The following is a 23,546-nucleotide window of genomic DNA, read 5'->3' on the forward strand; positions in this document are numbered from 1 at the left end:
CCCGGCCCTTCGGGCCACCCCCCCTCAAGGGGGAGGGGAACTATCTTTAGAACGCTTCCGCCGGCAGTGCCATCAATGTGTCGGCGCCACTCGAAATGCGGGCGAGGTGAGCGCCGGTTTCCGGCATGATCCGCTCCATGAAGAAACGCGCCGTCACAACCTTATTGTCGTAGAAAGACTGGGAACCGTTGGCGCCCGCCTTGCCAAGCGCGGCCTTGGCCATTTGCGCCCACATGTATCCCAGCGCCACCAGGCCGAAGAGATGCATGTAGTCGGTCGAGGCGGCGCCCGCATTGTCGGGCTTGGCCATGCCGTTCTGCACCAGCCACATGGTGGCGGCCTGCAGATCGTTGAGACCCTTCTTCAAGGCCTTGGTGAACGGCGCCATCTTCTCGCCGGAGCGGTTCTCCTCGCAGAATTCGCCGACCTCCTTGAAGAAGGCTTGCACGGCGCGGCCGCCATTCAAACCGAGCTTGCGGCCGACGAGGTCGAGCGCCTGGATGCCGTTGGCGCCTTCATAGATCATGGCGATGCGGGCATCGCGCACGAACTGGCTCATGCCATGCTCTTCGATATAGCCGTGACCGCCGAACACCTGCTGCGCCATGACCGCATGGTCGAAGCCCTTGTCGGTGAGCACGCCCTTGACGACCGGCGTCATCAGGCCGGTGTAGTCGTCGGCCGCCTGACGGTCCTTGTCGTCACCCGAGCGGTGAGCAACATCGGACTTGATCGCCGTCCACAGCGCCAGCGCGCGGCCGGCCTCGTTGAAGGCTTTCATGGTCATCAGGCTGCGGCGGATATCGGGATGGACGATGATCGGGTCGGCCTTCTTGTCCGGCGCCTTCGGCCCCGACAATGAGCGGCCCTGCAGGCGGTCCTTGGCGTAGGCAACGGCGTTCTGGTAGGCGATCTCCGACAGCGACAGCCCTTGCAGGCCGACGCCGAGGCGCGCCTCGTTCATCATCGTGAACATCGCCTTCAGGCCACCATTGGCCTCGCCGAGCAGCGTGCCTTGCGCCTCGTCATAATTCATGACGCAGGTCGAATTGCCGTGGATGCCCATCTTCTCCTCGATCGAGCCGCAGGAGACAGTGTTCCTCTCGTCCGGATTGCCCGATGCGTCGAGCATGAGCTTCGGCACGATGAACAGCGAAATGCCCTTGACGCCTTCCGGCGCGCCCTCGATGCGGGCCAGCACCAGATGAACGATGTTGTCCGACATGTCGTGCTCGCCGGCCGAGATGAAGATCTTCTGGCCCGATATCTTGTAGGTGCCATCGCCATTCGGCACCGCCTTGGTGCGCAGCAGGCCGAGATCGGTGCCGCAATGCGGCTCGGTCAGGTTCATGGTGCCGGTCCAGACGCCTTCGATCATCCTGGGCAGCCACCGGGCCTTCTGCTCGTCGGTGCCGTGGGTGATGATCGCCGCGATCGCGCCTTGCGTCAGGCCCGGATACATCATTAGCGACATGTTGGCCGAGACCATGTATTCGGCGACGGCGGTGTGCACGGCATAGGGCAGGCCCTGGCCGCCGAACTCGACCGGTGCGGCCAATCCCATCCAGCCGCCCTCGCGATACTGGTCGAAGGCCTCCTTGAAGCCCTTGGGCGTCGTCACCGAGCCATCGTCATGACGTACGCAGCCTTCCATGTCGCCGACACGGTTCAGCGGATGCATGACGTTTTCGGCGAGCTTGGCGCCTTCGGCGAGGATCGCCTCGAGAACATCGGGCGTAGCGTCGGAAAATCCGGGAAGGTTCGAATAGCGCTGGTAACCCAGCACCTCGTTGAGCACGAACAGCGTATCCTGGACGGGAGCCCTGTATGTCGGCATGCTTTTTCTCCACCCTGCGAACCCGGTCCGAACGCCCCGAAGACAAGCCAGGGGCGGCATGCGGACCCATGTTGGAAGCGGGATAGCAAAAATTGACGTTTGCGTAAACGTCAATTTTTTCGATGCGACAAGATTTCCCGCCTATTGCGGCGATGAGCGTAGCGGCGAGGCGTCGCGCAAGCCAGCGTCGAAAGCTGTAGGGGCGAGGCCAAGACAACGAAAAGCCGTGCGGCTGGACCACACGGCTTTGATAGTCAGACAATCAGCAGATGACTTGGAGCTCGACGCAATTCCCAAGAGAAAGCGCTATGCGCCTTTTTCCCGGGAAAACCGTTTCACACTTTTCCTGGAATTGCTTTGGAGAGTTTGACGCAATTCCGAACAGAAAACCGTTTCACACTTTTCCTGGAATTGCTTAGTTCGCGGCGCTCGCTTGCGGCGCCGAACGCTCGGCCAGCATCTGGCGCACCGCCGACATCGAGCCGCTAAGCTCGTTGATGGCGTCATCGATCAGCGCCCGCTGCTTCTGCAGGCGGGCAAGCTGCTTTTCCGACTTGTCCAACGCCAGCCGCAGCTGCTTGGTGTTTGAACCGGTCGGATCGTAGAGGTCCATCATCTGTTTGACGTCGCGCAGCGAGAACCCGACCTTGCGGCCAAGCAGGATCAGCTTCAGCCGGGCCTTGTCGCGGCGCGTGTAGAGACGGGTCGAACCGTCACGCTGCGGGTTGAGCAGGCCCTTGTCTTCGTAGAAACGCAGCGTGCGCAGCGTCACTCCGTATTTTTTCGCCATCTCACCGATGCGGACAAGATCCTCGCCGGCTTCGACAGACATATTGGTATTGGCCGCGGTCTCGCCGGCCGAGATAAGCTTCATGGTCACTGGCTTTCCCCGTCTGGTGGCGTCGCGGTCCTGGACCGTGCGTCGCCTGACTGGAAGCGGGGGCCTGCTTCCAGTCGTGGTTTCAACAAACAAATCGCAAAACAGCACGCTCGACGCGCCTTTTACGTTTACGTCAATTCTATACCGATTGCCGCCTCATGACGCAAGGGCGTTCTGCGCGCCGAACTTTATGCCGCACCGTCAGGCCGACATCGAACATCCTTGCAACTTCTTAAGTTTGGTTAACGCGTTGTTTACTACGTTGGGCGAAATGTGGGCGCGTCGGCTACCCGTGTTTATCCTGTATCGAATTTTTCACGGTTTTTCGGAGTGCGGGTGAGAACCTGGGAAGCTCGTCTTCCACCGCGGCATAGCCGCTGGTCACCTTCGTTCCGACAGGGGCTTGGGGAGTTGGCCGCGAGCCAGCCATTCTGAAAGACGGACGCACCTATGAACAGCAAGCGGTCCTATCTCGATACACTCAACGCCGGCAGGCAGCGCAGGCCGCAGACCACGCTCGAGCAGTTGAACCGGTCGCTGGAGACGCTGGAGCAGCGGCTGGAGCGGACGCGCGAGGACCCGATGGCACGTCCCGATCCCCGCCAACCCGATCCCCGTCAATATGGCGCCGATGCGCGTTATCCCGCCGTCCGACCCGCCGGACAGCAACGCTGGTATGAGGATCCGCAGCCCGCGCCGCGCCCGAAGACCCCGATGCAGGGTGCCACCGCTTTCGGGCAGAATTACCAGGCCATTGCCCGCGACATCGATCGTGTGCGCGGCCAGGAAGACGGCGTTGCCATGGTCGGCAAGATAGCCGGCGAACTGCGCGGCATGCGCGAGGAATTGCGCCACCAGATGACCGCGGGGCTGCAGCGTGAATTCGAAGCGCTGCGCAAAGACATAGAGCGGGCCTTCCAGTCAGGCGCCAAGCCCGGTGCCTCGGCCAAGGGCAGCGCCGAACTCGGCCTTGAATTCGAACGGCTTTCCGGCGCTATCCAGACGCTGGCCGAGAAGAGCGACGACAGAAGCGTCAACATGCTGCGGCTCGAGCTCGAACAGGTCAAAGCCGCGCTCGATACACTGGCGCGCGAAGAGAGCGTGCAGAAGGTCGACCGCCGCTGGGACGATTTCGATCGCCGCTGGACGGCTTTCGAAGATCGCGTCGACGCCGATCAGCGCAAGCGCTCGGACGACCCAGGCCTTTCGATGCTGACCGACCGGCTGGAGCAGATCAGCAATGCCGTCAACAACCTGCCCGAATCGCTGTCGCTGCGCTCGCTGGAAGAGAAGGTGCGCACGCTTGCCGGCGCCGTCGATCACTTCGCCAGCCAGCAGGACAATCGCGGCAGCGACACGCTTGGCATGATCGACGAGCGGCTGGACGAGATTTCCCGCGCCATCGTTGCATCGACGGTCGCGGCGCAAGCCAATTCATTCGACCACGAGGCTTTCGAGCGCATCGAGAAGCGGATCGACTCGCTTGCCCACCAGATCGAGGAAGTGGCGCAGGATCGGCCCGGCAACGCGGTCATGGACCGGCTGAGCACGCTGTCGAGCCGGGTCGACGAACTCGCCGGTCGCGCCAATCTGCCCGAGCAGGCAATGGAGCGCCTGGCCATGCAGATCGCACTCATCGCCGACAAGATCGACCAGGCGCCTGCAATGCCTGACGCCGACTACATCTTCCACGGCCTGGAGCAACGCTTCGACGTGCTGTCCGGCATGATGGAACGCCGCCAGGGCGACGCCATCGAACAGGGCAACATGCTGTTTCGCGATCTCGAACGCCGGCTTGACGAGGTTGCCGACAGGCTTGACCAGCGGATGCCGCAAGTCGACAGCGCCGGCATTATGGATGCCATCGATGCCCGCTTCACCGCGCTGGCCAAGCGCATGGAAACGCGCATTCCCGATCCCGCGGGCGAAGCGGCGATCCGCGGCCTGGAAAGCCGGCTCGAAGACATTTCAAGCCGGCTGGATGCGTCGGCCGCCCAGGTGGCCGGTATCGATCCGGCGCTGATCCGCAGCCTGGAGGCGCAGGTCGCCGGCCTGTCCGCCCATCTTTCCAAGCCCAGCACGCCGCTGCCGGAATTCGAGGACATCAGCCCACGCCTCAACGAAATCGAGAAGTCGCTGGCCGGAACCCGCGATTCCATCCTTGGCGCAGCGCGCGAAGCGGCCGAGAACGCGGTGCAATCGCTCGCCGGTTCGAGCGCCAACACGACCGCTGTTTCCGGCCTTGCCCAGGATTTGAAGACGCTTGAAACGCTGACACGGCGCTCCGTCGAGCGCAACTCAAGAACGTTCGAGGCCATCCACGACACGCTGCTCAAGATCGTCGACCGGCTGGGCTCGCTGGAACCCGGCGAACCGGTCGAGGCGATGAGCGAATTGCTGGATGCGGCAGCGGTCGAGCCGAGCAACTGGCGCAGCGCACGGCGGCCCAAGATGGCCGTCGAGGCGCCGTCGATGGATATCGATCAGCCCCTGCCATTGACTGGGGACATGGCCGATCTCGATGGCCGCGCCGCCGCCCTCCTGCGCAATGAGCCAGGTGCTCGCAGCGACCTGGGCACGCATGGCGGCCTGGGCACGCATGGCGGCCTGGGTATGGGCACGCGCACGCCCGCCGAGGCTGCCGCTGCCGCGGCCATGGCTGCGCTGGGTTCCGACACGATCGCCGAGAAAAGCGGACAGGCAGGCGGCCGCAAATCGTTGTTCGGCGGCCTGGCCCGCGCATTCAAGGGCAAGAAGGAGGCGGACATTCCGCCGCTGGCCGGCTCGGCGCCAAGTGCCCCGGTACCGAGTGTCGATCTCGACGAGCCGCTCGATCCGAAAATGGCCAACCGGCCGCTGGAGCCCGGCTCCGGCGCACCTGACCTCAATGCCATCATGAAGCGCGTGCGTGACGAGCGCGGCCAGCCGGCCAAGCCCAGCGATACCGATGCCGCGAAATCGGATTTCATCGCCGCAGCCCGGCGCGCGGCGCAGGCAGCCGCCGCCGAGGCCGACGCGATGAAACGCCAGTCGACAATGACCGGACCGGTGAAGGCGCTGCGGATCGGCGACCTGCTCAAGGCACGGCGCAAGCCGATCCTGATGGGGACAACCGCGATCCTGCTGGCCCTGAGCGGCCTGCAACTGGGCAAGGCCTTTTTTGCCGATCCGACGCAAGTGGCAAGCAACGACGCCGCGCCGATCGTCGCCTCGCAACCGGTGAAAACCGCCTCGTTCGACGCCGCCGGCCAGCCGAAGACGGACGTTCAGCCCGCGGCAGTGGAAAGCGCGCCGGACCGACCCGTCAGACAGGCCGAGCCGTCCGAACCGGTAACCAAGGACGACATGGCCGCGCAAAGCACGATGGCCACGCCGCTAGGCGTCGAGCCGTCGATGGATGCCGTGCCGGCAGCCGAGCCGTCTCCTGCGCCCGTCGTCTCGGCTACGCCCGCCGATACCAGCGCGGCGACATCCGACACGGCAGCTTCGGCTGTGCCGGCCCCAACTGCTCCGGCCCCGACTGTTTCAACCGCTACGGATACGGATGCCGACACCGGCACCCAGCCGATGGCGGCCCAGCCGGCCACCGCCAAGGACACCACGGGCGCGGTTCCGCCAACGGACGCTTCGCCGGCGGCGACCACAGCCAAGATCGACATTCCCGCCGACGCCGGCCCGGTCGCCTTGCGCGATGCCGCCTCCAGTGGCGATGCCAAGGCGCTGTTCGAGATCGGTTCGCGCTATGCCGAGTCGCGCGGCGTCAAGGAAGACATGGCGGCAGCGGCCAAATGGTACGAGAAGTCGGCGGAACTCGGCTTCGCGCCGGCCGAATACCGCATCGGCAATTTCTACGAAAAGGGCATCGGCGTCGCGCGCGACATCAAGAAGGCGAAGACCTGGTACCAGCTTTCCGCGGAGCAGGGCAACGCCAGCGGCATGCACAATCTGGCCGTGCTGTTCGCCATGGCCGCGGACGGCGTGACCGACAATGAATCGGCCGCGCACTGGTTCCAGGCGGCGGCCGACGTCGGCGTCAAGGACAGCCAGTTCAACCTCGGCATCCTCGCAGCCAAGGGCGTCGGCATGAAGCAGAACCTTGAGGAGTCCTACAAATGGTTCGCGCTCGTCGCCAAGACCGGCGACAAGGATGCGGCGGCCAAGCGTGACGAGATCGCCAATGCGCTGCGGCCCGAGCAGCTCGAACGCGCCCGCGCCGCGACCGAACTGTGGAAGCCCAAGCCGCTGGACGCGGCAGCCAATTCGGCCGATGTTCCCGAATCGTGGCAGGACGGCGCACCGCAGACGACGGCCAGCATCGACATGAAGAAGGCCGTCCAGAACATCCAGCGCATTCTCAACAAGAACGGCTACGATGCCGGCGGCGCCGACGGCAAGATGGGGCAGAAGACGAAGACCGCTATCATGGCTTTCCAGGCCGACAACAAGATGCCGGCGACCGGCACGGTCGATGAAGAACTGGTCAAGGCGCTGCTGGCGCGCAAATAACGGCAGAGGCGTCGTTTCCACGACGCCCTTGCCACACATTTGCCTGTTAACTGATTGAGATGTTTTTTGTTTCGGCGGCGTAGCGCGGTTTGACTTCGCAGCACCTCCGGCGCAAGAACGAATTGGCTTGTCGGTCCAAGATGCCCGCAACGGTTGCATTCGCCGACAGGCAGAACTGATCGAGACTGACGGGTGGGCATCTATCTCCCGATCGCGGAAATTTCCGTCAACGTCTTCGTCCTGCTGGCCATGGGTGCGGCGGTGGGTTTCCTGTCGGGCATGTTCGGCGTCGGAGGCGGCTTCCTCATCACGCCGCTGCTGATCTTCTACAACATACCCCCCGCGATCGCGGTCGCCACGGGCGCCAACCAGGTCATCGCCTCTTCCGTCTCCGGCGTCCTTTCGCACATGAAGCGAGGGACTCTCGACTTCAAGCTCGGTGGGGTGTTGCTGGCCGGCGGCATCATCGGGTCCACTGGCGGCATCTATGTCTTCGCCTTCCTGCGCAGGCTCGGCCAGCTCGATCTGTTCATTTCGCTGCTTTACGTCGTGCTGCTCGGCACCGTCGGCGGGCTGATGCTGGTCGAAAGCGTCAATGCGCTGCGCGCCACGCGCAGCGGTGCGGCACCGGTGCTGAAGAAATCCGGGCAGCACAACTGGATCCACCGCTTGCCGCTGAAGATGCGCTTCAGGGCCTCGAAACTGTTCGTCAGCGTCATCCCGGTGCTTGGCCTTGGCGCCGGCATCGGCTTCCTGTCGTCGATCATGGGCGTCGGCGGCGGCTTCATCATGGTGCCGGCGCTGATCTATCTCCTGAAAGTGCCTACCAATGTCGTCATCGGTACCTCGCTGTTCCAGATCATCTTTACCTCCGCCTATACGACGCTGGTCCACGCCACCACCAACCAGACGGTCGACGTCGTGCTGGCCTTCCTGCTGATGGCGGGCGGGGTGGCCGGCGCGCAATATGGCGCCAAGGCCGGCCAGAGGCTGCGTGGCGAACAGCTCAGGGCCTTGCTGGCGCTGCTGGTGCTGGCGGTGGCGATACGATTGGCCATCGGTCTTTTCGTCACCCCGCCTAATCTTTATTCGCTGTCCGCCGCGGGCCTCAACTGATGAGGGCTCCGAGCACGTTCGCAACCGCCATTTTCCTGTCGCTGCTTGCAGCTGCCGTACCGGCGAAGGCACAGGTCCCGCTGACAGAAGGCATCCAGATCGGGCTCTCCACCGACAATGTCTCGATCACCGCCGGCTTTTCCGGCGCCGACCTGACCATCTTCGGTTCGCTGGAAAATCCCGATCCGCTCGTCGCGCGCCAGGGCCGTTACGATGTCATCGTCGTGCTCGAGGGTCCGCCCAAACCGGTGGTGGTGCGCCGCAAGGACCGTGTGCTCGGCGTCTGGGTCAATCTGGACTCCGAGACCTTCGAGAACGTGCCGATGTCCTATTCGGTGGCGACGACGCGGCCGCTGCAGGACATCACCGAACCCAACAGTTACAAGCAGCTGTCGCTCGGCGCCTCCAACCTCTACATGCAGCCCGCCGATGCCGGCGACAGCCCGGCGACGATCGAGGAATTCACGGCGGCGTTGCGGGAACGCAAGTCGGCGACCGGCCTTTACAGCGAGAATGTCGGCGGCGTGCAATTCCTGTCGCAGAATCTGTTCCGCGCCACCGTCAGGCTGGCGCCGAATGTTCCGGTCGGCACCCACAAGGCACGTGCCTTCCTGTTCAAGAGCGGCCTGTTCATCAAGGAAAGCTCGGCCCAGCTCGAAATCCGCAAATCCGGTTTCGAACAGTCGATCTTCCGTGTCGCGCACAATTATTCCTTCCTCTATGGCGTCTTCGCGATCTCACTGGCCATGCTGACCGGCTGGCTCGGAAGGCTGATCTTCCGGCGAGATTAATGCAAGTCGCCCAAAAGTGGTGCCGGTTTTGGGAGAACGACATGCATCGAATCAAGACCTAAAGCGCGTCGCGTGAATCCGTTTCAACGCGACGCGCTTTAGAACTTTTCCCGAAAAGTGGTTTCCCTTTGCAGGAGCATGCGGTAGACCGCGCTCCCCAGCCAACTGGCAGACACAAACAATTCGGTTCGGCAGAGCAGTCCGTCCCCGGGCAGTGCGCGATTTCTCGTGGCGTCTATCGGCTCGCCAAAGACAAATACAGGAACTTGTCATGCGACCAGCCTTCGGCGGCATCGACTTCGGCACTTCAAACTCCACCGTCGGTGTGGTCAGGAACGGGCAGCCGCGCCTCGTCGCGCTTGAAGACGGCCAGGTCACGCTACCCAGTGCCGTGTTCTTCAATTTCGAGGACAACCGCACCTGTTTTGGCCGCCATGCCATCGCCAACTACACCGACAGCGTCGAAGGCCGGTTGATGCGTTCCCTGAAGAGCGTGCTCGGCAGTTCACTTGCCCACGAGAAGACCCGCATCAAGGCCCGCTCGATCGGCTTCATGGAGATCGTCGCCATGTTCCTCGGCCATCTCAAGAAGAAGCTGGAGGTGGATGCCGGCGACACGGTCGAAACCGTGGTGCTCGGCCGGCCGGTGCAGTTCGTCGACGACGATACTGAGGCCGACGCAAAGGCGCAAAGCGAACTCGAAAACGCCGCGCGCGCCCAGGGCTTCAAGCATATCGCTTTCCAGTTCGAGCCGATCGCCGCGGCGCTCGACTACGAGCAGAAGGTGACGCGCGAGGAACTGGCGCTGATCATCGACATGGGCGGCGGCACGTCGGACTTCTCGATCGTGCGCGTTTCACCGCAGCGCTCCCGTTCGCTCGACCGCAAGGACGACATCCTGGCCAGCCGGGGCATCCATATTGGCGGCACGGATTTCGACCGGCTGCTGAGCATCGCCCATGTGATGCCGCAGCTCGGTTATCTCTCTCCAACCAAGGACGGCAAGCGCAATCTACCGGCCAGCTACTTCATCGACCTCGCGACATGGCAGCGCATCAACCTGGTCTACACCGCCAAGGCGATGACCCATCTGCGCCAGATCCGCTACGAGGCCGAGCGCGCCGACCTGGTCGACCGTTTCATCCACATCGTCGAACACCGCTACGGACACGCGCTGGCAGCCCTTGTCGAGAAGGCCAAGATAGAGCTGACCGACAGATCGTCCGCAGAGGTGGCGGTGAAGCTGCCGGGCGCGGAGTTCGCCGCTGAGATGATGCGTAACGGGCTGGACGCCACGATCGCTGGGGATATCGAGCGGGTCACCGCAACGGTGGGGCAGACCATCCGGGACGCCCAGGTCAGGCCGTCCGACATCACCGCGGTGTTCCTGACCGGCGGATCGACCGCGATCCCGCTGGCAAGGCGAGAGATCCTGTCGCTGGTGCCGCAGGCATCCGTCATCGAGGGCGACATGTTCGGCTCGGTCGGACTTGGCCTGGCGCTGGATGCCCAACGGAAGTTCGCCTGACGCTGCCCACTCACGAGCGGGCAGGCACCGTTTCGTCGACGCCGGCGCGGAGATGCGCCTTGAGCGCCATCTGGGCCAGACTTGCCTGGCGATCGCGATGGGTGATCATGGCGAAGTCGCGTTTCGGCAAGTCGAGCGGCACTGACCTGAGACTGCCTTCGGCCACGGCGCGGGCCACGACAAGCTCCGAGATAATGGTAGCGCCGGCTCCCGCCTCGACCGCCTGGCGGATAGCTTCGTTGCTCGGCAGCACCAGGAATATCTGTAAATCGGCAAGCGAAATTCCTTCGCGACGCGCCAGATCCTCCAGCACTTCGCGCGTGCCCGAACCGCCCTCGCGGATGATCCAGCGCAGGCCCTTGATGTCGGGGTGGCCGGGCGTAGCTTCGGCGATCTCCGGATGCGAGCTGGCAACGACCAGCATGAGCCTGTCGACGTCGACCTTGGCGCGGCGCAATATGTCGGACTCGGTGCGCCCCTCGACCAGGCCGAGGTCGGCCGCGCCATCAAGGACATTGGCCTCGACCTGCCTGGTGTTGCCGATTGTGACGCTCAGCCTGACGGCGGGATAGGCTTCGTGGAAGGAAGCCAGCCGGCGCGGCAGCCAGTAGCTGGCGATGGTCTGGCTGGCGGCGATCGAGAGGCTGCCGGTGACCGTCTGCGAGACATGCTCCAGCACATTGCGCGCGGCAGCCGCCCGTTCGAGCACTGCCTTGGCTTCGGGCAGGAACCGGTGTCCGGTCTGAGCAAGCTCTATGTTGCGGCCGACGCGGTTGAACAGATGGACGCCGTGCTGTTCTTCAAGCGCCCGGATGGCCGCCGATGCGGCCGACTGCGAAATGCCCAGCAGTTCCGCCGCCTTGGTCATATGGCCGCGCTCGGCGACGGCGACAAAAATCCGCAACTGGTCCAGGGTCATGGGCGCATTAAGAACCAATATCGATCGAATCTACAAGAACAACTGATTAGACGGATCGATATCTTTATTCTAAGTTTTCGGGAGAAGTTAGAAAAAATTCGCCGAGAGATCGCAGAGAGCAGGATGATCGGGCGGTTCAGATCCCTGCTTGCGCATTGGACCCGCGGCATAAGGCGGCGGCTGGCCGGCGATCGCTATCACCCGGAAGAGCACTACATGCGCGGCCCCGGACCAAAAACACGAGCCAAATCCGCAAGCCGCGCGGATACCCTGGGATCATGAAGCAGGGACCGCCGCGCGGCGTGAATTCGGCACCATCGCAACGCCCGCTTGCCGACACGCGCGCACCGGATGAAGGCGATGGCGTCGACACCTCGCCTGACGTTTCCGACAGCATTGCCAAGACGACCTGCTACATGTGTGCCTGCCGCTGCGGCATCGACGTGCACATCAAGGATGGCAAGGTCCGCTACATCAACGGCAACAAGGACCATCCGGTCAATCGCGGCGTGATCTGCGGCAAGGGCAGCGCCGGCATCATGCAGCACTACAGCCCGGCAAGGCTGAAGAAGCCATTGCTGCGCACCGGCCCGCGCGGCTCGGGCGAGTTCCGCGAGATCGAGTGGGAAGAGGCGTTCTCGATCGCGACGGGGCGACTTTCCAACATCCGCCGGACCGACCCCAAGAAACTGGCCTTCTTCACCGGCCGCGATCAATCCCAATCCTTGACCGGCTGGTGGGCGAGCCAGTTCGGCACGCCGAATTTCGCCGCCCATGGCGGCTTCTGTTCGGTCAACATGGCGGCGGGCGGCCTCTACACGATCGGCGGCTCGTTCTGGGAGTTCGGCGAGCCCGATTGGGACAACACCAAGTACTTCATGTTGTTCGGGGTCGCCGAGGATCATGATTCCAACCCGATCAAGATCGGCCTCGGCAAGCTCAAGGCACGTGGCGCCAAGGTGGTGTCGATCAATCCGTGCCGCACTGGTTACAATGCGATTGCCGACGACTGGATCGGTATCCGGCCCGGCACCGACGGCCTGTTCGTGTTCGCCCTCATCCACGAATTGCTGAAAGCCGGCCGCGTCGATCTCGAGTATTTGCTGCGCTACACCAATGCCCATGTCCTCGTCGTGCAGGAGCTAGGTGCCGCCGATGACGGGTTGTTCCTGCGCGATGCCGACGGCAATCCACTGGCCTGGGACAGAGTGGCCAAAAGACCGGTCAGCGCCACCGATGCCGGTGCGAAACCGGCACTGACCGGCAGCTTCACGATCGACGGGCGCCCCTGCGTTCCGGTGTTCCAGTTGATCGCCGACCGCTACCTCGATGAGAACTATGCACCGGATGCGGTCGCCGAGCGCTGCGGCATTGCAGCCGATACGATCCGCAGGATCGCCGCCGAACTCGCGCATGTCGCCTTCGAACAGACGATCGAACTGCCGATCGCCTGGACCGACTGGGCCGGGCGCCGGCACGAGACGATCAAGGGGCGGCCTGTCTCGATGCACGCCATGCGCGGTATCTCCGCTCACTCGAACGGTTTTCATACATGCCGCGCCATCCATTTGCTTCAAGTGCTGCTGGGCACAGTGGATGTCCCCGGCGGCTTCCGCTTCAAGCCGCCCTACCCCCGATCCGCGCCGCCGGGGCCGAAACCGGCGGGCAAGATCGTCAAGCCGATGACGCCGCTTGATGGCATGCCGCTCGGTTTCGTCTGCGGGCCGGACGACCTGCTGGTCGATGGGGCCGGTACGCCCGTTCGTATCGACAAGGCCTATTCCTGGGACGCGCCGCTGGCGGCGCATGGCCTGATGCATACCGTCATCCGCAACGCCTGGGCCGGCGATCCCTACAGGATCGACACGCTGATGATGTATATGTCGAACATGGCGTGGAATTCCTCGATGAACACCGTCGAGACCATTGCCATGCTGACCGACCATGATGACGCTGGCAACTACAAGATCCCCTTCATCATCTATTCCGACGCCTATTATTCCGAGACCGTGCCGTTCGCCGACCTCGTGCTGCCGGATACGACCTATCTCGAGCGGCATGACTGCATCAGTCTGCTCGACCGGCCGATCAGCCATGCCGACGGACCGGGCGACGCCATCCGCCATCCCGTCGTCGAGCCGGATCGCGATGTCCGGCCGTTCCAGTCGGTGCTGATCGAACTCGGCGCGCGGCTCGGCCTACCCGGCTTCGTCGAGAACGACGGCACGGCCAAGTACCGCGACTATGCCGACTACATCGTCAATCATGAGCGCACGCCCGGTATCGGGCCGCTCGCCGGCTGGCGTGGCAAGGGCGGGACATCGACCGGCAGGGGCGAAGCCAACCCGGACCAGTTGCAACGCTACATCGACAATGGCGGCTTCTGGCACCAGGACTTCGCTGACGACCAGCGCTACTACAAGATGGCCAACCGCTCCTACCTCCACTTCGCGGAGCAGATGGGCTTCATTCCCAAGGCGGAGCCAATCGTCTTCCAGCTCTATTGCGAGCCGATGCAACGCTTCCGTCTTGCCGCGCGTGGCCATGGCTCCGTATTGCCGCCAAAGGGTGATCGCCAGCGCATCGAGACCTACATGGACCCGCTGCCCTTCTGGTACATGCCCTTCGAGGAAGCGGTCGTCGACCTTGAAAAATATCCGCTGCACGCGCTGACGCAGCGGCCGATGCACATGTACCATTCGTGGGGATCGCAGAATGCTTGGCTGCGGCAGATCACCAGCCAGAACCGGCTGTTCGTGCATCACCGGACGGCGGCTGGCCTCGGTCTTGTCGATGACGACTGGGTGTGGATCGAAAGCATCAATGGCAGGGTTAAGGGGCAGATCAAACTGATCGACGGGGTGAACGAAAGCACGATCTGGACCTGGAACGCCATCGGCAAGCGGCGCGGCAGCTGGGGGCTGAAGGACGACGCGGCTGAATCCAACCGTGGCTTCCTTCTCAACCATATCATCGGCGACCAGGCCTCGGCCGACGCTCAGGGCAAACGCTATTCAAACTCCGATCCGGTCACCGGCCAGGCGGCATGGTTCGATCTGCGCGTGCGCATCGTCAAATGCGCGGCCGAGGAAGCCGGCTTTACCGAGCCGCAGTTCGAGCGTTTCCAGCAGCCGCCGCATTTCGAACCCTCGCCCCACAAGCTGACTTTCGGCGCTGAATTCCGCAGGGCAAGAGAGGCGGCCGAATGACCTGTCTGCCAAGTCAAAGCGGCAAGAAGCTCGGTCTGGTCATCGATCTCGACACCTGCGTCGGCTGCCAGGCCTGCGTCACCGCCTGCAAGGAATGGAACACCGGCGGCCACATGGCGCCGCTGACCGACATCGACCCTTATGGCGGCCATGTCGACGGCGTCTGGTTCAACCGCGTGCACAGCTACGAACACACCACCGAGATGGGCGGGCGCACCGTCAATTTTCCCCGCTCCTGCCTGCATTGCGAGACGCCGGCTTGTGTCACCGTCTGCCCGACCGGCGCCTCCTACAAACGGGCTTCGGACGGCATCGTGCTGATCGACGAGGACAAGTGCATCGGCTGCAAATTGTGCAGCTGGGCCTGTCCTTACGGCGCACGCGAATTCGACACCGATGTCGGCGTCATGAAGAAGTGCACGCTGTGCGTCGACCGCATCTACAATGACAATCTGGCAGAGGAAGACCGCGTACCGGCCTGCGTCGCCGCTTGCCCGACCAGCGCCAGGCATTTCGGCGATCTCGGCGATCCGCTGTCGGCTGTCTCGCAACTGGTGGCGGAGCGCGGCGGCGTCGACCTGATGCCGGAGCTCGGCTATCGCCCGACCAACAAATACCTGCCGCCGCGCGCTCATACCACGCGTGCCGCTTCGGTGGCCGCGCCGGCCCTTGAATCGGTGCGGGCCGAAGGCGGTTTCCTCGGCTGGGTCGACCGCATGCTTTCGAACTAGCCATGCATCCAGCCTTCTCCGTCGTCTTCTTCACCACCGCCACGGGCGCCGGCTATGGGCTGCTCGCACTACTGGGCGTGCTCGGAGGATTCCAGATCATCCCTCCCGATTTCTGGCTGGGCTTCATCGGCCTTGGGCTGGCACTCGGCCTGATCGCGGCCGGCCTGTTATCGTCGACCGGCCACCTCGGCAGACCCGAACGCGCCTGGCGGGCATTCTCGCAGTGGCGCAGTTCATGGCTGTCGCGCGAAGGCGTCGCCTCGGTCATCACCTTCATCCCGGCGGGGCTGTTCGGCATCGGTTGGGTATTTTTTGGCCGCACCAGTGGCTGGGTGGCCATTGCTGGACTGCTGGCCGCCTGCGGCGCGATCATCACCGTCTGCACCACGGGCATGATCTATGCGTCGCTGAAGCCGATCGCCCAGTGGCACAGCCGCCACACTCTACCGGCCTATCTCATCTTCTCGGCGATGACCGGCAGTGTGCTGCTGAACGCGCTGCTACAGGGATTTTCTCTCGGCTCGAAAACGATCCTGGTGGCTTCCGTGCTTCTGACCGTGCTCGGCTGGGGCTGGAAGCTGGCGACCTGGCGCTACAATGACCGGCTGGAGATCGCAACCAATGCCAACACCGCGACGGGGCTGGCCGGCGGCACGGTGCGGTCGGTAGAATGGCCGCACACCGAGGAAAACTACCTGCTCAAGGAAATGGGCTTTCGCATCGCACGCAAACACAGCGCGCGGCTGCGCCAGATCGCACAGGGTCTGGCCTTCGCCTTGCCCCTCCTGCTGCTCGCCATTGTGTTCGCCCTGTCCTGGCCGCTCGCAGCGTTGCTGTCGGTGCTCGCGGCCATCGCACAGTTCGCCGGCATGCTGGTCGAAAGATGGCTGTTCTTCGCCGAGGCGAAGCACACCGTCATGCTCTATTACGGCAGGTAGGACTGTTTCAGCCGGGCCTGAGCATCGAGCGGGAGATGGCAAAAATGCGGTCCGCGCCAAGCATATAGGCCATCAGCGTTTCCAGGCGGAACAGCCCGGCATAGGCGCTGTCGAGCACGTTGAGCGAGCCGGTATAGGCGCCGAAAGCCGGCATGATCATGCGGCCGCCATCGCCGGCAAAGCAGCGTCGCCGCACCGAACGGCCGCGCTGCACGATGCGGGCGCACGGATGCAGATGGCCCGCTATTTCGCCTTCGACGCGTACCTTCGACGGCTCGTGCCGGAACAGCAGCGAGCCGATGGCGAGTTCCCGCACCGTCTCGCCAGGCAAGTCGGCCGGCGCTTCCGGATCGTGATTGCCGGCAACCCAGAACCAGTCGCGGCCTGCCATCAGCGCCTCCAGCCGTTCACGGAAGCTCGGATGCATGCGTTCGGCACCGCCGCCATCATGAAAACTGTCGCCCAGGCTGATGACGATCGACGGCTGGTAGTCTGATATCACCGCCTGCAGTCTCAGCAAGGTCGCGCCGGTGTCATAGGGCGGGATCAATGCGCCGCGCCTTGCCAGCGACGACCCCTTTTCCAGATGCAGGTCGGACACCGCCAGAAGCCGCAGATCCGGAAAATAGAGCACGCCGCGCGGGTCGCAAACGGCGCGCTCGCCGGCGATGCCGACAAGATCGGCCTCGGCGATCAGCGATGCGTGCGCCAGCGAAAAGTTCATCTCGAAATCAGACTCATCTTTGGCCCATGGCCTCCTCGACCAGATCGGCGGCTTCCATGAGCAAGGACTCATTGGCGCCTCCATTCACCGATTCCTTGCCAATCTCCAGCATGATCGGCACCGCCAGCGGTGAAATCTGGTCGAGATGCTTATGCATGATTCGACCACGCACGCGCGAGAGCATCTCGGCAAGTCTGCTGACATCGAGCAGTCCGGCCGCCGCATCGGTGCGCGTTGCCTGCAGGAGGATATGGTCCGGTTCGTGGCTGCGCAGCACGTCATAGATGAGGTCCGCCGACACCGTCACCTGGCGGCCGCTCTTCTCCTGGCCAGGAAAGCGTTTCTCGATCAACCCGGCGATGACAGCGCAGGTACGAAACGTCCGTTTCAGCATCCAGCTGTCGTTCAGCCAGGCCTCGAGATCGTCGCCCAGCATATCCTCGTCGAACAAGGCGGCCAATGACGGCTTCTTCGCCTTGAACAGTGCCGCCATGTCGTCCAGCGCCCAGACGGCCAGCGAATAGTCGGTGGCGACGAAGCCGAGTGGGCGGGCGTTGGCCCGCTCCAGCCGCCGCGTCAAAAGCATGCCGAGCGTCTGGTGCGCCAGCCTGCCCTCGAAGGGATAGGCAACCATGTAGTGGCGGTTGCCGCGTGGAAAGGTCTCGACCAGAAGGTCGCCGCGCTTCGGCAGCACCGACTTTTCCTTCTGCAACCGCAGCCAGTCGGCGACCTGTTCGGGCAGCGCCTGCCAGCGGTCGCTGTCGGCCAGCATGCCGCGCACCTGATCAGCCAGATAGGTCGACAGCGGAAACTTGCCGCCGGCATAGGACGGCACGATGATGTTGGCGCCGGCGCCGTTGGACACGACGCATTCGTTCTCGCGGATACCCTCGAAGCGCAGCACCTTGCCGGCGAACAGGAAGTTGTCACCGGGCCGCAGCGTCTCGGCGAAATACTCCTCGACCTTGCCCAGCACCGGCCCGCCGCGCCCCGCCATGCCGCGGCCCTGCCGGACATAGCGGACATTGAGCTCCGGCATTTCGACGATGGTGCCGACATTGAGCCGGTATTGCTGCGCGATGCGCGGATGCGAGACCCGCCACAGCCCGTCGACCGTCTTTCGAATGCGGGCGTAGCGCTCGTAATTCTTCAGCGCGTAGCCGCCGGTGGCGACGAAATCGACGACGCGGTCGAAGGTCTCACGCGCCAGCCCGGCATAGGGCGCGGCACTGCGCACCTCTTCGAACAGCAGATCGGCATCGAAGGGCGCACCGCAGGCGACGCCCAGCACATGCTGTGACAGCACGTCGAGCGCGCCGGTGATCAGCGGCGGCGTGTCCTGTGCGCCAAGATAATTGGCGTCGAGGGCGGCCCGGCATTCCAGCACCTCGAAACGGTTGGCCGGGATGAGGATCGCCTTGGACGGTTCATCCATGCGGTGGTTGGCGCGGCCGATGCGCTGCGCCAGCCGGCTCGCACCCTTCGGCGCACCGACATGCACGACAAGATCGACATCGCCCCAGTCGATGCCGAGATCCAGCGTCGACGTCGCGACGATGGCGCGCAGCGCATTCTCGCCCATTGCCTTCTCGACGCGCCGACGCTGGCCGACATCGAGCGAGCCGTGATGCAAGGCAATCGGCAGCGAGTCCTCATTTGCCCGCCACAGTTCCTGGAACAGGAGTTCCGCCTGGCTGCGTGTGTTGACGAACAGGATCGTTGTGCGGTGCCGCTTGATCGCCTCATAGATTTCAGGAATGGCGTAGCGGGCCGAATGGCCAGACCACGGCACATGCTGTTCCGAGTCGAGAATGGAGATGTCGGGCTTGGCCCCACCGGCCACGGTGATCAGGCCGGCCATCGGGCCTGGCAGATTCTGGGCGCCTGGCGGATTCTGGCCGACCAGCCAGCGCCGCAGTTCGTCGGGCTCGGCGACCGTTGCCGACAAACCGATCGTCTGCAGGCCAGGCACGTAGCTGCGCAGCCGCGCCAGTCCTAACGCCAGCAGATGCCCGCGCTTCGACGTCACCAGCGAATGCAACTCGTCGAGCACGACATAGCGCAGATCCTCGAAGAAGCGTCGGGCGTCGGGCGCCGCGATCAGCAGCGCCAACTGCTCGGGCGTGGTCAACAGGATGTCGGGCGGCACCAGCTTCTGCCGCTGGCGCTTGTGGGCGGGGGTGTCGCCGGTGCGCGTCTCGATGCTGACAGGCAGGCCGATCTCCTCCACCGGCTTGCCGAGATTGCGTTCGATATCGACGGCCAGCGCCTTCAGCGGCGAGATGTAGAGCGTGTGGATGCCGCGATGCGCCTGGCCCGGCTTTCGCCTTGGCCGGTTGGCCAATTCGGTCAGCGAGGGCAGGAACCCGGCCAGTGTCTTGCCGGCGCCGGTCGGCGCGATCAGCAGGACCGACTGTCCGGCCTGGGCTTTCGCCAGAAGTTCAATCTGATGGGCGCGCGACGACCAGCCCTTTTCACCAAACCATCGGATGAATGGTTCGGGCAGGGCCACTGTGGCATTCTGTTCGGCAAGGCGCGGCTGCTCTGTCACCCGCCAGAGGTAGCGCGACCGCAGTCAATCGCCAAGAAGAATCGGAACAAAAGGGGATCGTTCTTTCCCTACGGCCGCCGAAACCCCGTCGGGCCGCCATAGAGGTAGCCGATGCGGGCAACGGCGTCCTTCAGCCCTTCGCGCGACACCAGCATGGTGTGGCCGTTGGCGTGGATCATCGTGTCGGCGTCGGTCATGACGGCGACATGGCCCTTCCAGAACACCAGATCGCCGCGCCGCAGTCCCGAGAAATCAGGTCCCGGCTCCAGCGACTTGCCGAGCGCCGCCGCCTGCATGTCGGAATCGCGCAGCACGTTCCTGCCGGCCATGCGCATCGCCAGTTGCACCAGGCCCGAACAGTCGATGCCGAAGCCGGAAGCGCCGCCCCAGAGATAGGGTGTGCCGAGAAACATCTCAGCCACCGAAACATAATCGGCGGCCACATCACCGAGAGGCCGCAGATGGCCTGCGATGATCGCCTCGCCGGAGGGCAGGACGGCATAGTGCGTGCCGCGGGTCTGGGCGGCGCCCGTCACCGCCACCGTCGACCCCATCGACAATTGTCCTGCGATCGGAAAGCGCAGATCGGGTCCAGGATAAAGAAAAGTGCGTGGTGCCGAGATGATGTGAGTAGGCGCATGGTCCCGCCCGCCCAGCATGGTGTCGGCGACATAGCCGACATAGCCGTCGCGTTCGGCCTGGACCCAGGCCCAGCCCTCAGAGACCTCGAAGACGAGGACATCGTCGCCAAACAGGGCTTGCGTGTTGACGCCGGCATCCGGCCGCGGCGCCTTGCGGATGTCGGCCACGGACACGGTGACCCGCGCCGGCCGACCGGCAACGAAGCGGTCGGCCGCGACCTCGCCCTTCAGCCGTGCATCGGCAAGGTCGGAACGGAAAGCGTGAAGGCGGGCATCCCTGGCAGTCAAATCGGCAACTCTGAAATTAGATGGGTAACTCGTGAGCCTTGGCGATGATACCATCGCCGAAGCGCTCGACAAAGAGCGCACCCTCGACCGTGCGCCTGATCAGCACATTGCGCTTGTCGAGTTCATCGCGATGGCGCGACACCAGCTTCAGCGCGCCCATCGTGTCGAGCGCGCGGGTGATCACCGGCTTTGTGACATTGAGCCGGGCGGCAAGCCCGCGCACGGTGTGCGGCGGCGGATCGAGATAGATGGTGAATAGGATCGCGGTCTGGCGCATCGTCAGATCGGGCGCGTCGTCGCGCACCTGCGACAGCATCACTTGCTGCCACAGTCGCAAGGCCTGGCTCGGGCGCATCGCAATCGACATCCGAGCAGCATGACGGCAAATTGTTTCGGTTCCGTTTCAGTTGCGGCGATTTGCCGGCTCTGCTTGGAGCTATCCCCCGTAACGTTTCGAGATGATCCGCTCCAGAGCGCGGATGCCTTGCGCCTCGCCGCCTGCGGGGCCATGCGGGCGGTCGGCGGGATTCCAGGCGAAGATATCGAAATGCGCCCAGCCAACGGTCTTTTCGACAAAGCGCTTCAGGAACAGCGCCGCCGTGATCGAGCCGGCGAAACCGTCCGTGGTGACGTTGTTGATGTCGGCGATCTTCGACGACAATTTTGCATCGTAAGGCCGCCATAACGGCATGCGCCACAGCGGATCCTCGGCCGCAACGGAAGCCGCCGCGAGGTCGGATGCCAGCGCTTCGTCGCCGGTATAGAATGGCGGAAGATCGGGGCCTAGCGCGACGCGGGCAGCCCCTGTCAGCGTCGCCATGTCGACCAGAAGCTGCGGCTCCTCGTCATCGGCCAGCGCCAGGGCATCGGCCAGCACCAGCCGTCCTTCGGCGTCCGTGTTGCCGATCTCGACGGACATGCCCTTGCGGCTCTCTAGCACGTCGCCGGGTCGGAAGGCGTTGCCGGCAATCGAATTCTCGACCGCGGGAATGAGCACGCGCAGCCGCAAATTCAGCCCGGCGGCCATGATCATCGAGGCCAGACCAAGAACATTGGCGGCACCGCCCATGTCCTTCTTCATCAACAGCATGCCGGACGACGGCTTGATGTCGAGACCGCCAGTGTCGAAACAGACACCCTTGCCGACCAGCGTCACCTTCGGTGCGCCTTGCTGCCCCCATCGCATGTCGATCAGGCGTGGCGCACCGGCCGACGCACGGCCGACGGCATGGATCATCGGGAAGTTCTGCTCCAGGAGATCGTCACCCTTGACCACCGAGACTTCGGCCTTGTGCCTGCCGGCCAAGGTCCGGACCGCCTTCTCCAAGTCCTCCGGCCCCATGTCGCTGGTCGGCGTGTTGACCAGATCGCGTGTCAGGAAAACGCCATCGGCGATGCGGCGAACGCGCCCCGCATCGACGCCGGCAGGCAGGCCGAAGCGCAGCGCCTTGCCGGGTTTCCTGCCATAGCGGGTGAAGACATAGCCGCCGAGCATCAGCGCGATTGCCGCGAGTTCCGGCTCGGCCGGCGCCGAGGCGAAATGCCAGTCGCCTTCAGGCAGGGCTTTCGACAACGCGCCGAGGGCGAGCGCGCCTTCGCCATCGCCGATACCGAACAAGGCGCCGCCGAGTGCTCCGTTTTCGCCAGGCACGACCAGCGTCCTGCCTGCCTCGCCGGAAAAGCCGTTGGCTCTGGCCCAGGCGACAGCGGCTGGCGCAAGACCGGCTGCGTCCAGGCCGTCCCTGGCGACCAGATGAACCGGCAGTGCGCCCGGCAGTTTCTTCTCGACCAGTTCGACAGGCATTCGATGTTCTCCATGCGGCGGCCCCCGAGTCGCCGTTCTTAACTGTCCGTTAGGGTTAACAGAATATTTCTGCGGGAGGGAAGACGGCCACGCAATGGCCGCGCATGAATGGAGGCCCGGGGCCGATGCCGACTAACCGCAGGATCAACGCCAGGGGAAAACGGCTCATCACCACGGCCCTTGTGCTGGCGCTCGCGGCGGGCGTTGCCGGTTGCGGAACCGACAAGCTCTCCACCGGCTCTATCGGACGCAGCGGCGGCAAACCTCTGGAAACCATGTCGGCCGGAGAACTGCACAATGCCACCGGCGCACTTGGCCAATCCTATGCCAGGAACCCCAACGACAAGCGGATAGCGACAAATTATGCGGCGGCATTGCAGATGGATGGCGACGCCGACCAATCGCTCGCCGTGATGCGCAAACTGGCGATCGCTCTGCCGAAGGATCGTGACGTGCTTGCCTCCTACGGCAAGGCACTGGCGGCCAATGGCCAATTCGAGCCGGCACTCGACGCCGTGCGCCGCGCTCAGACGCCGGAATATCCCGACTGGAGGCTAGTGTCGGCCGAAGCGGCCATTCTCGACCAGATCGGCCAGAAGGCCGATGCGCGCCAGCTCTATCGCAAGGCGCTCGAACTCAAGCCGAACGAGCCTTCGGTGCTCTCCAATCTTGGCATGTCCTATGTGCTGGAAGGGGACCTGCGCACCGCCGAAACCTATATGCGCTCGGCCGCGCAGCAGCCCAACGCGGACAGCCGGGTCCGCCAGAACCTGGCGCTGGTCGTCGGGCTGCAGGGCCGTTTCGACGAAGCCGAAAAGATCGCTTCGCAGGAACTCTCGCCCGAACAGGCGCAGGCCAATGTCGCCTATCTGCGCCAGATGCTGGCCCAGCAGAATGCCTGGAGCCAGCTCAAGGATCAGGACAAGTCAAAGCCCGCGACCAACTGAGGCGACAATCTGCAAAGACCTTGAATGAAGAAGCGGGGGCGCATGGGACACCGCGACGATTAATAAGTAGACCATATATAGATAGCCGAAAAAGGCGGCAGCGAGTTCCGCCTGGAAAAGTATCTGGTACATATAA

At 63.9% G+C, this 23,546-nt stretch carries 16 protein-coding genes; 8 read left to right on the top strand and 8 right to left on the bottom strand.

The annotated features are described in order from the left end of the window. Nucleotides 1-46: 46 nt before the first annotated feature. Nucleotides 47-1,837, bottom strand: coding sequence for an acyl-CoA dehydrogenase (locus NKI73_RS13085; protein ID WP_352630167.1), 1,791 nt, complete (start codon nucleotides 1,835-1,837; stop codon nucleotides 47-49). Nucleotides 1,838-2,252: 415 nt separating this feature from the next. Beyond that, nucleotides 2,253-2,711 (bottom strand): MerR family transcriptional regulator, encoded by a 459-nt coding sequence (locus tag NKI73_RS13090; protein ID WP_352630205.1) that lies wholly within the window; start codon nucleotides 2,709-2,711, stop codon nucleotides 2,253-2,255. Nucleotides 2,712-3,167: 456 nt separating this feature from the next. Between NKI73_RS13090 and NKI73_RS13095 the strand changes: the two genes are divergently transcribed. From NKI73_RS13095 to NKI73_RS13110, 4 genes are all read left to right on the top strand, one after another. After that, on the top strand, nucleotides 3,168-7,223 hold the full coding sequence (locus NKI73_RS13095; protein WP_352630169.1) for a peptidoglycan-binding protein: 4,056 nt from the start codon (nucleotides 3,168-3,170) through the stop codon (nucleotides 7,221-7,223). Nucleotides 7,224-7,415: 192 nt separating this feature from the next. Beyond that, on the top strand, nucleotides 7,416-8,339 hold the full coding sequence (locus NKI73_RS13100; protein ID WP_352630170.1) for a sulfite exporter TauE/SafE family protein: 924 nt from the start codon (nucleotides 7,416-7,418) through the stop codon (nucleotides 8,337-8,339). Then, the gene (locus NKI73_RS13105; protein ID WP_352630172.1) at nucleotides 8,339-9,130 is read left to right on the top strand and encodes a TIGR02186 family protein; all 792 of its coding nucleotides are present in this window, start codon (nucleotides 8,339-8,341) and stop codon (nucleotides 9,128-9,130) included. The genes NKI73_RS13100 and NKI73_RS13105 overlap by 1 nt, the downstream gene beginning before the upstream one ends. 271 nt (nucleotides 9,131-9,401) lie before the next feature. After that, nucleotides 9,402-10,658, top strand: coding sequence for an Hsp70 family protein (locus tag NKI73_RS13110; RefSeq protein WP_352630174.1), 1,257 nt, complete (start codon nucleotides 9,402-9,404; stop codon nucleotides 10,656-10,658). 10 nt (nucleotides 10,659-10,668) lie between these two features. Here NKI73_RS13110 and NKI73_RS13115 read toward each other — a convergent pair whose 3' ends face one another. Continuing rightward, nucleotides 10,669-11,577, bottom strand: coding sequence for a LysR substrate-binding domain-containing protein (locus tag NKI73_RS13115; RefSeq protein WP_352630176.1), 909 nt, complete (start codon nucleotides 11,575-11,577; stop codon nucleotides 10,669-10,671). Nucleotides 11,578-11,855: 278 nt separating this feature from the next. Here NKI73_RS13115 and NKI73_RS13120 point away from each other — a divergent pair, with 278 nt between their 5' ends. From NKI73_RS13120 to NKI73_RS13130, 3 genes are read left to right on the top strand one after another with little or no spacing between them, the layout of a single operon-like run. After that, complete coding sequence (locus NKI73_RS13120) at nucleotides 11,856-14,786, top strand: molybdopterin oxidoreductase family protein (RefSeq protein ID WP_352630178.1); 2,931 nt, start codon at nucleotides 11,856-11,858, stop codon at nucleotides 14,784-14,786. Next, nucleotides 14,783-15,517, top strand: a complete 735-nt coding sequence (locus NKI73_RS13125; protein ID WP_352630180.1) for a 4Fe-4S dicluster domain-containing protein — start codon at nucleotides 14,783-14,785, stop codon at nucleotides 15,515-15,517. Before NKI73_RS13120 ends, NKI73_RS13125 begins: the two co-directional genes overlap by 4 nt. A gap of 2 nt (nucleotides 15,518-15,519) precedes the next feature. Then, nucleotides 15,520-16,455 carry a dimethyl sulfoxide reductase anchor subunit family protein gene (locus NKI73_RS13130; RefSeq protein ID WP_352630182.1) on the top strand — a complete coding sequence of 312 codons (936 nt, stop codon included), beginning with the start codon at nucleotides 15,520-15,522 and terminating at the stop codon, nucleotides 16,453-16,455. Nucleotides 16,456-16,462: 7 nt separating this feature from the next. Here the strand turns inward: NKI73_RS13130 and pdeM are convergent, their stop codons facing one another. The 5 genes from pdeM to NKI73_RS13155 form a co-directional block, all read right to left on the bottom strand. Next, a complete protein-coding gene (gene pdeM / locus NKI73_RS13135; protein ID WP_352630184.1) occupies nucleotides 16,463-17,179 on the bottom strand; it encodes a ligase-associated DNA damage response endonuclease PdeM in 717 nt (238 codons plus the stop codon). Nucleotides 17,180-17,192: 13 nt separating this feature from the next. Further along, entirely contained in the window at nucleotides 17,193-19,730 is a 2,538-nt protein-coding gene (locus NKI73_RS13140; RefSeq protein ID WP_352630186.1) for a ligase-associated DNA damage response DEXH box helicase, read from the bottom strand. Nucleotides 19,731-19,798: 68 nt separating this feature from the next. Further along, nucleotides 19,799-20,659, bottom strand: a complete 861-nt coding sequence (locus NKI73_RS13145; RefSeq protein WP_352630188.1) for a C40 family peptidase — start codon at nucleotides 20,657-20,659, stop codon at nucleotides 19,799-19,801. A gap of 16 nt (nucleotides 20,660-20,675) precedes the next feature. Further along, nucleotides 20,676-21,026, bottom strand: coding sequence for a MarR family winged helix-turn-helix transcriptional regulator (locus NKI73_RS13150; protein WP_056588405.1), 351 nt, complete (start codon nucleotides 21,024-21,026; stop codon nucleotides 20,676-20,678). A 69-nt stretch (nucleotides 21,027-21,095) separates the two neighbouring features. Then, complete coding sequence (locus NKI73_RS13155; RefSeq protein ID WP_352630190.1) at nucleotides 21,096-22,463, bottom strand: leucyl aminopeptidase family protein; 1,368 nt, start codon at nucleotides 22,461-22,463, stop codon at nucleotides 21,096-21,098. 125 nt (nucleotides 22,464-22,588) lie between these two features. On the opposite strand from NKI73_RS13155, the gene NKI73_RS13160 reads away from it, so the two are divergent. Next, nucleotides 22,589-23,410 carry a tetratricopeptide repeat protein gene (locus NKI73_RS13160; protein ID WP_352630191.1) on the top strand — a complete coding sequence of 274 codons (822 nt, stop codon included), beginning with the start codon at nucleotides 22,589-22,591 and terminating at the stop codon, nucleotides 23,408-23,410. The last annotated feature ends 136 nt before the right edge of the window (nucleotides 23,411-23,546 follow it).

Source organism: Mesorhizobium sp. M0496 (assembly GCF_040321205.1).
GTDB lineage: Bacteria > Pseudomonadota > Alphaproteobacteria > Rhizobiales > Rhizobiaceae > Mesorhizobium.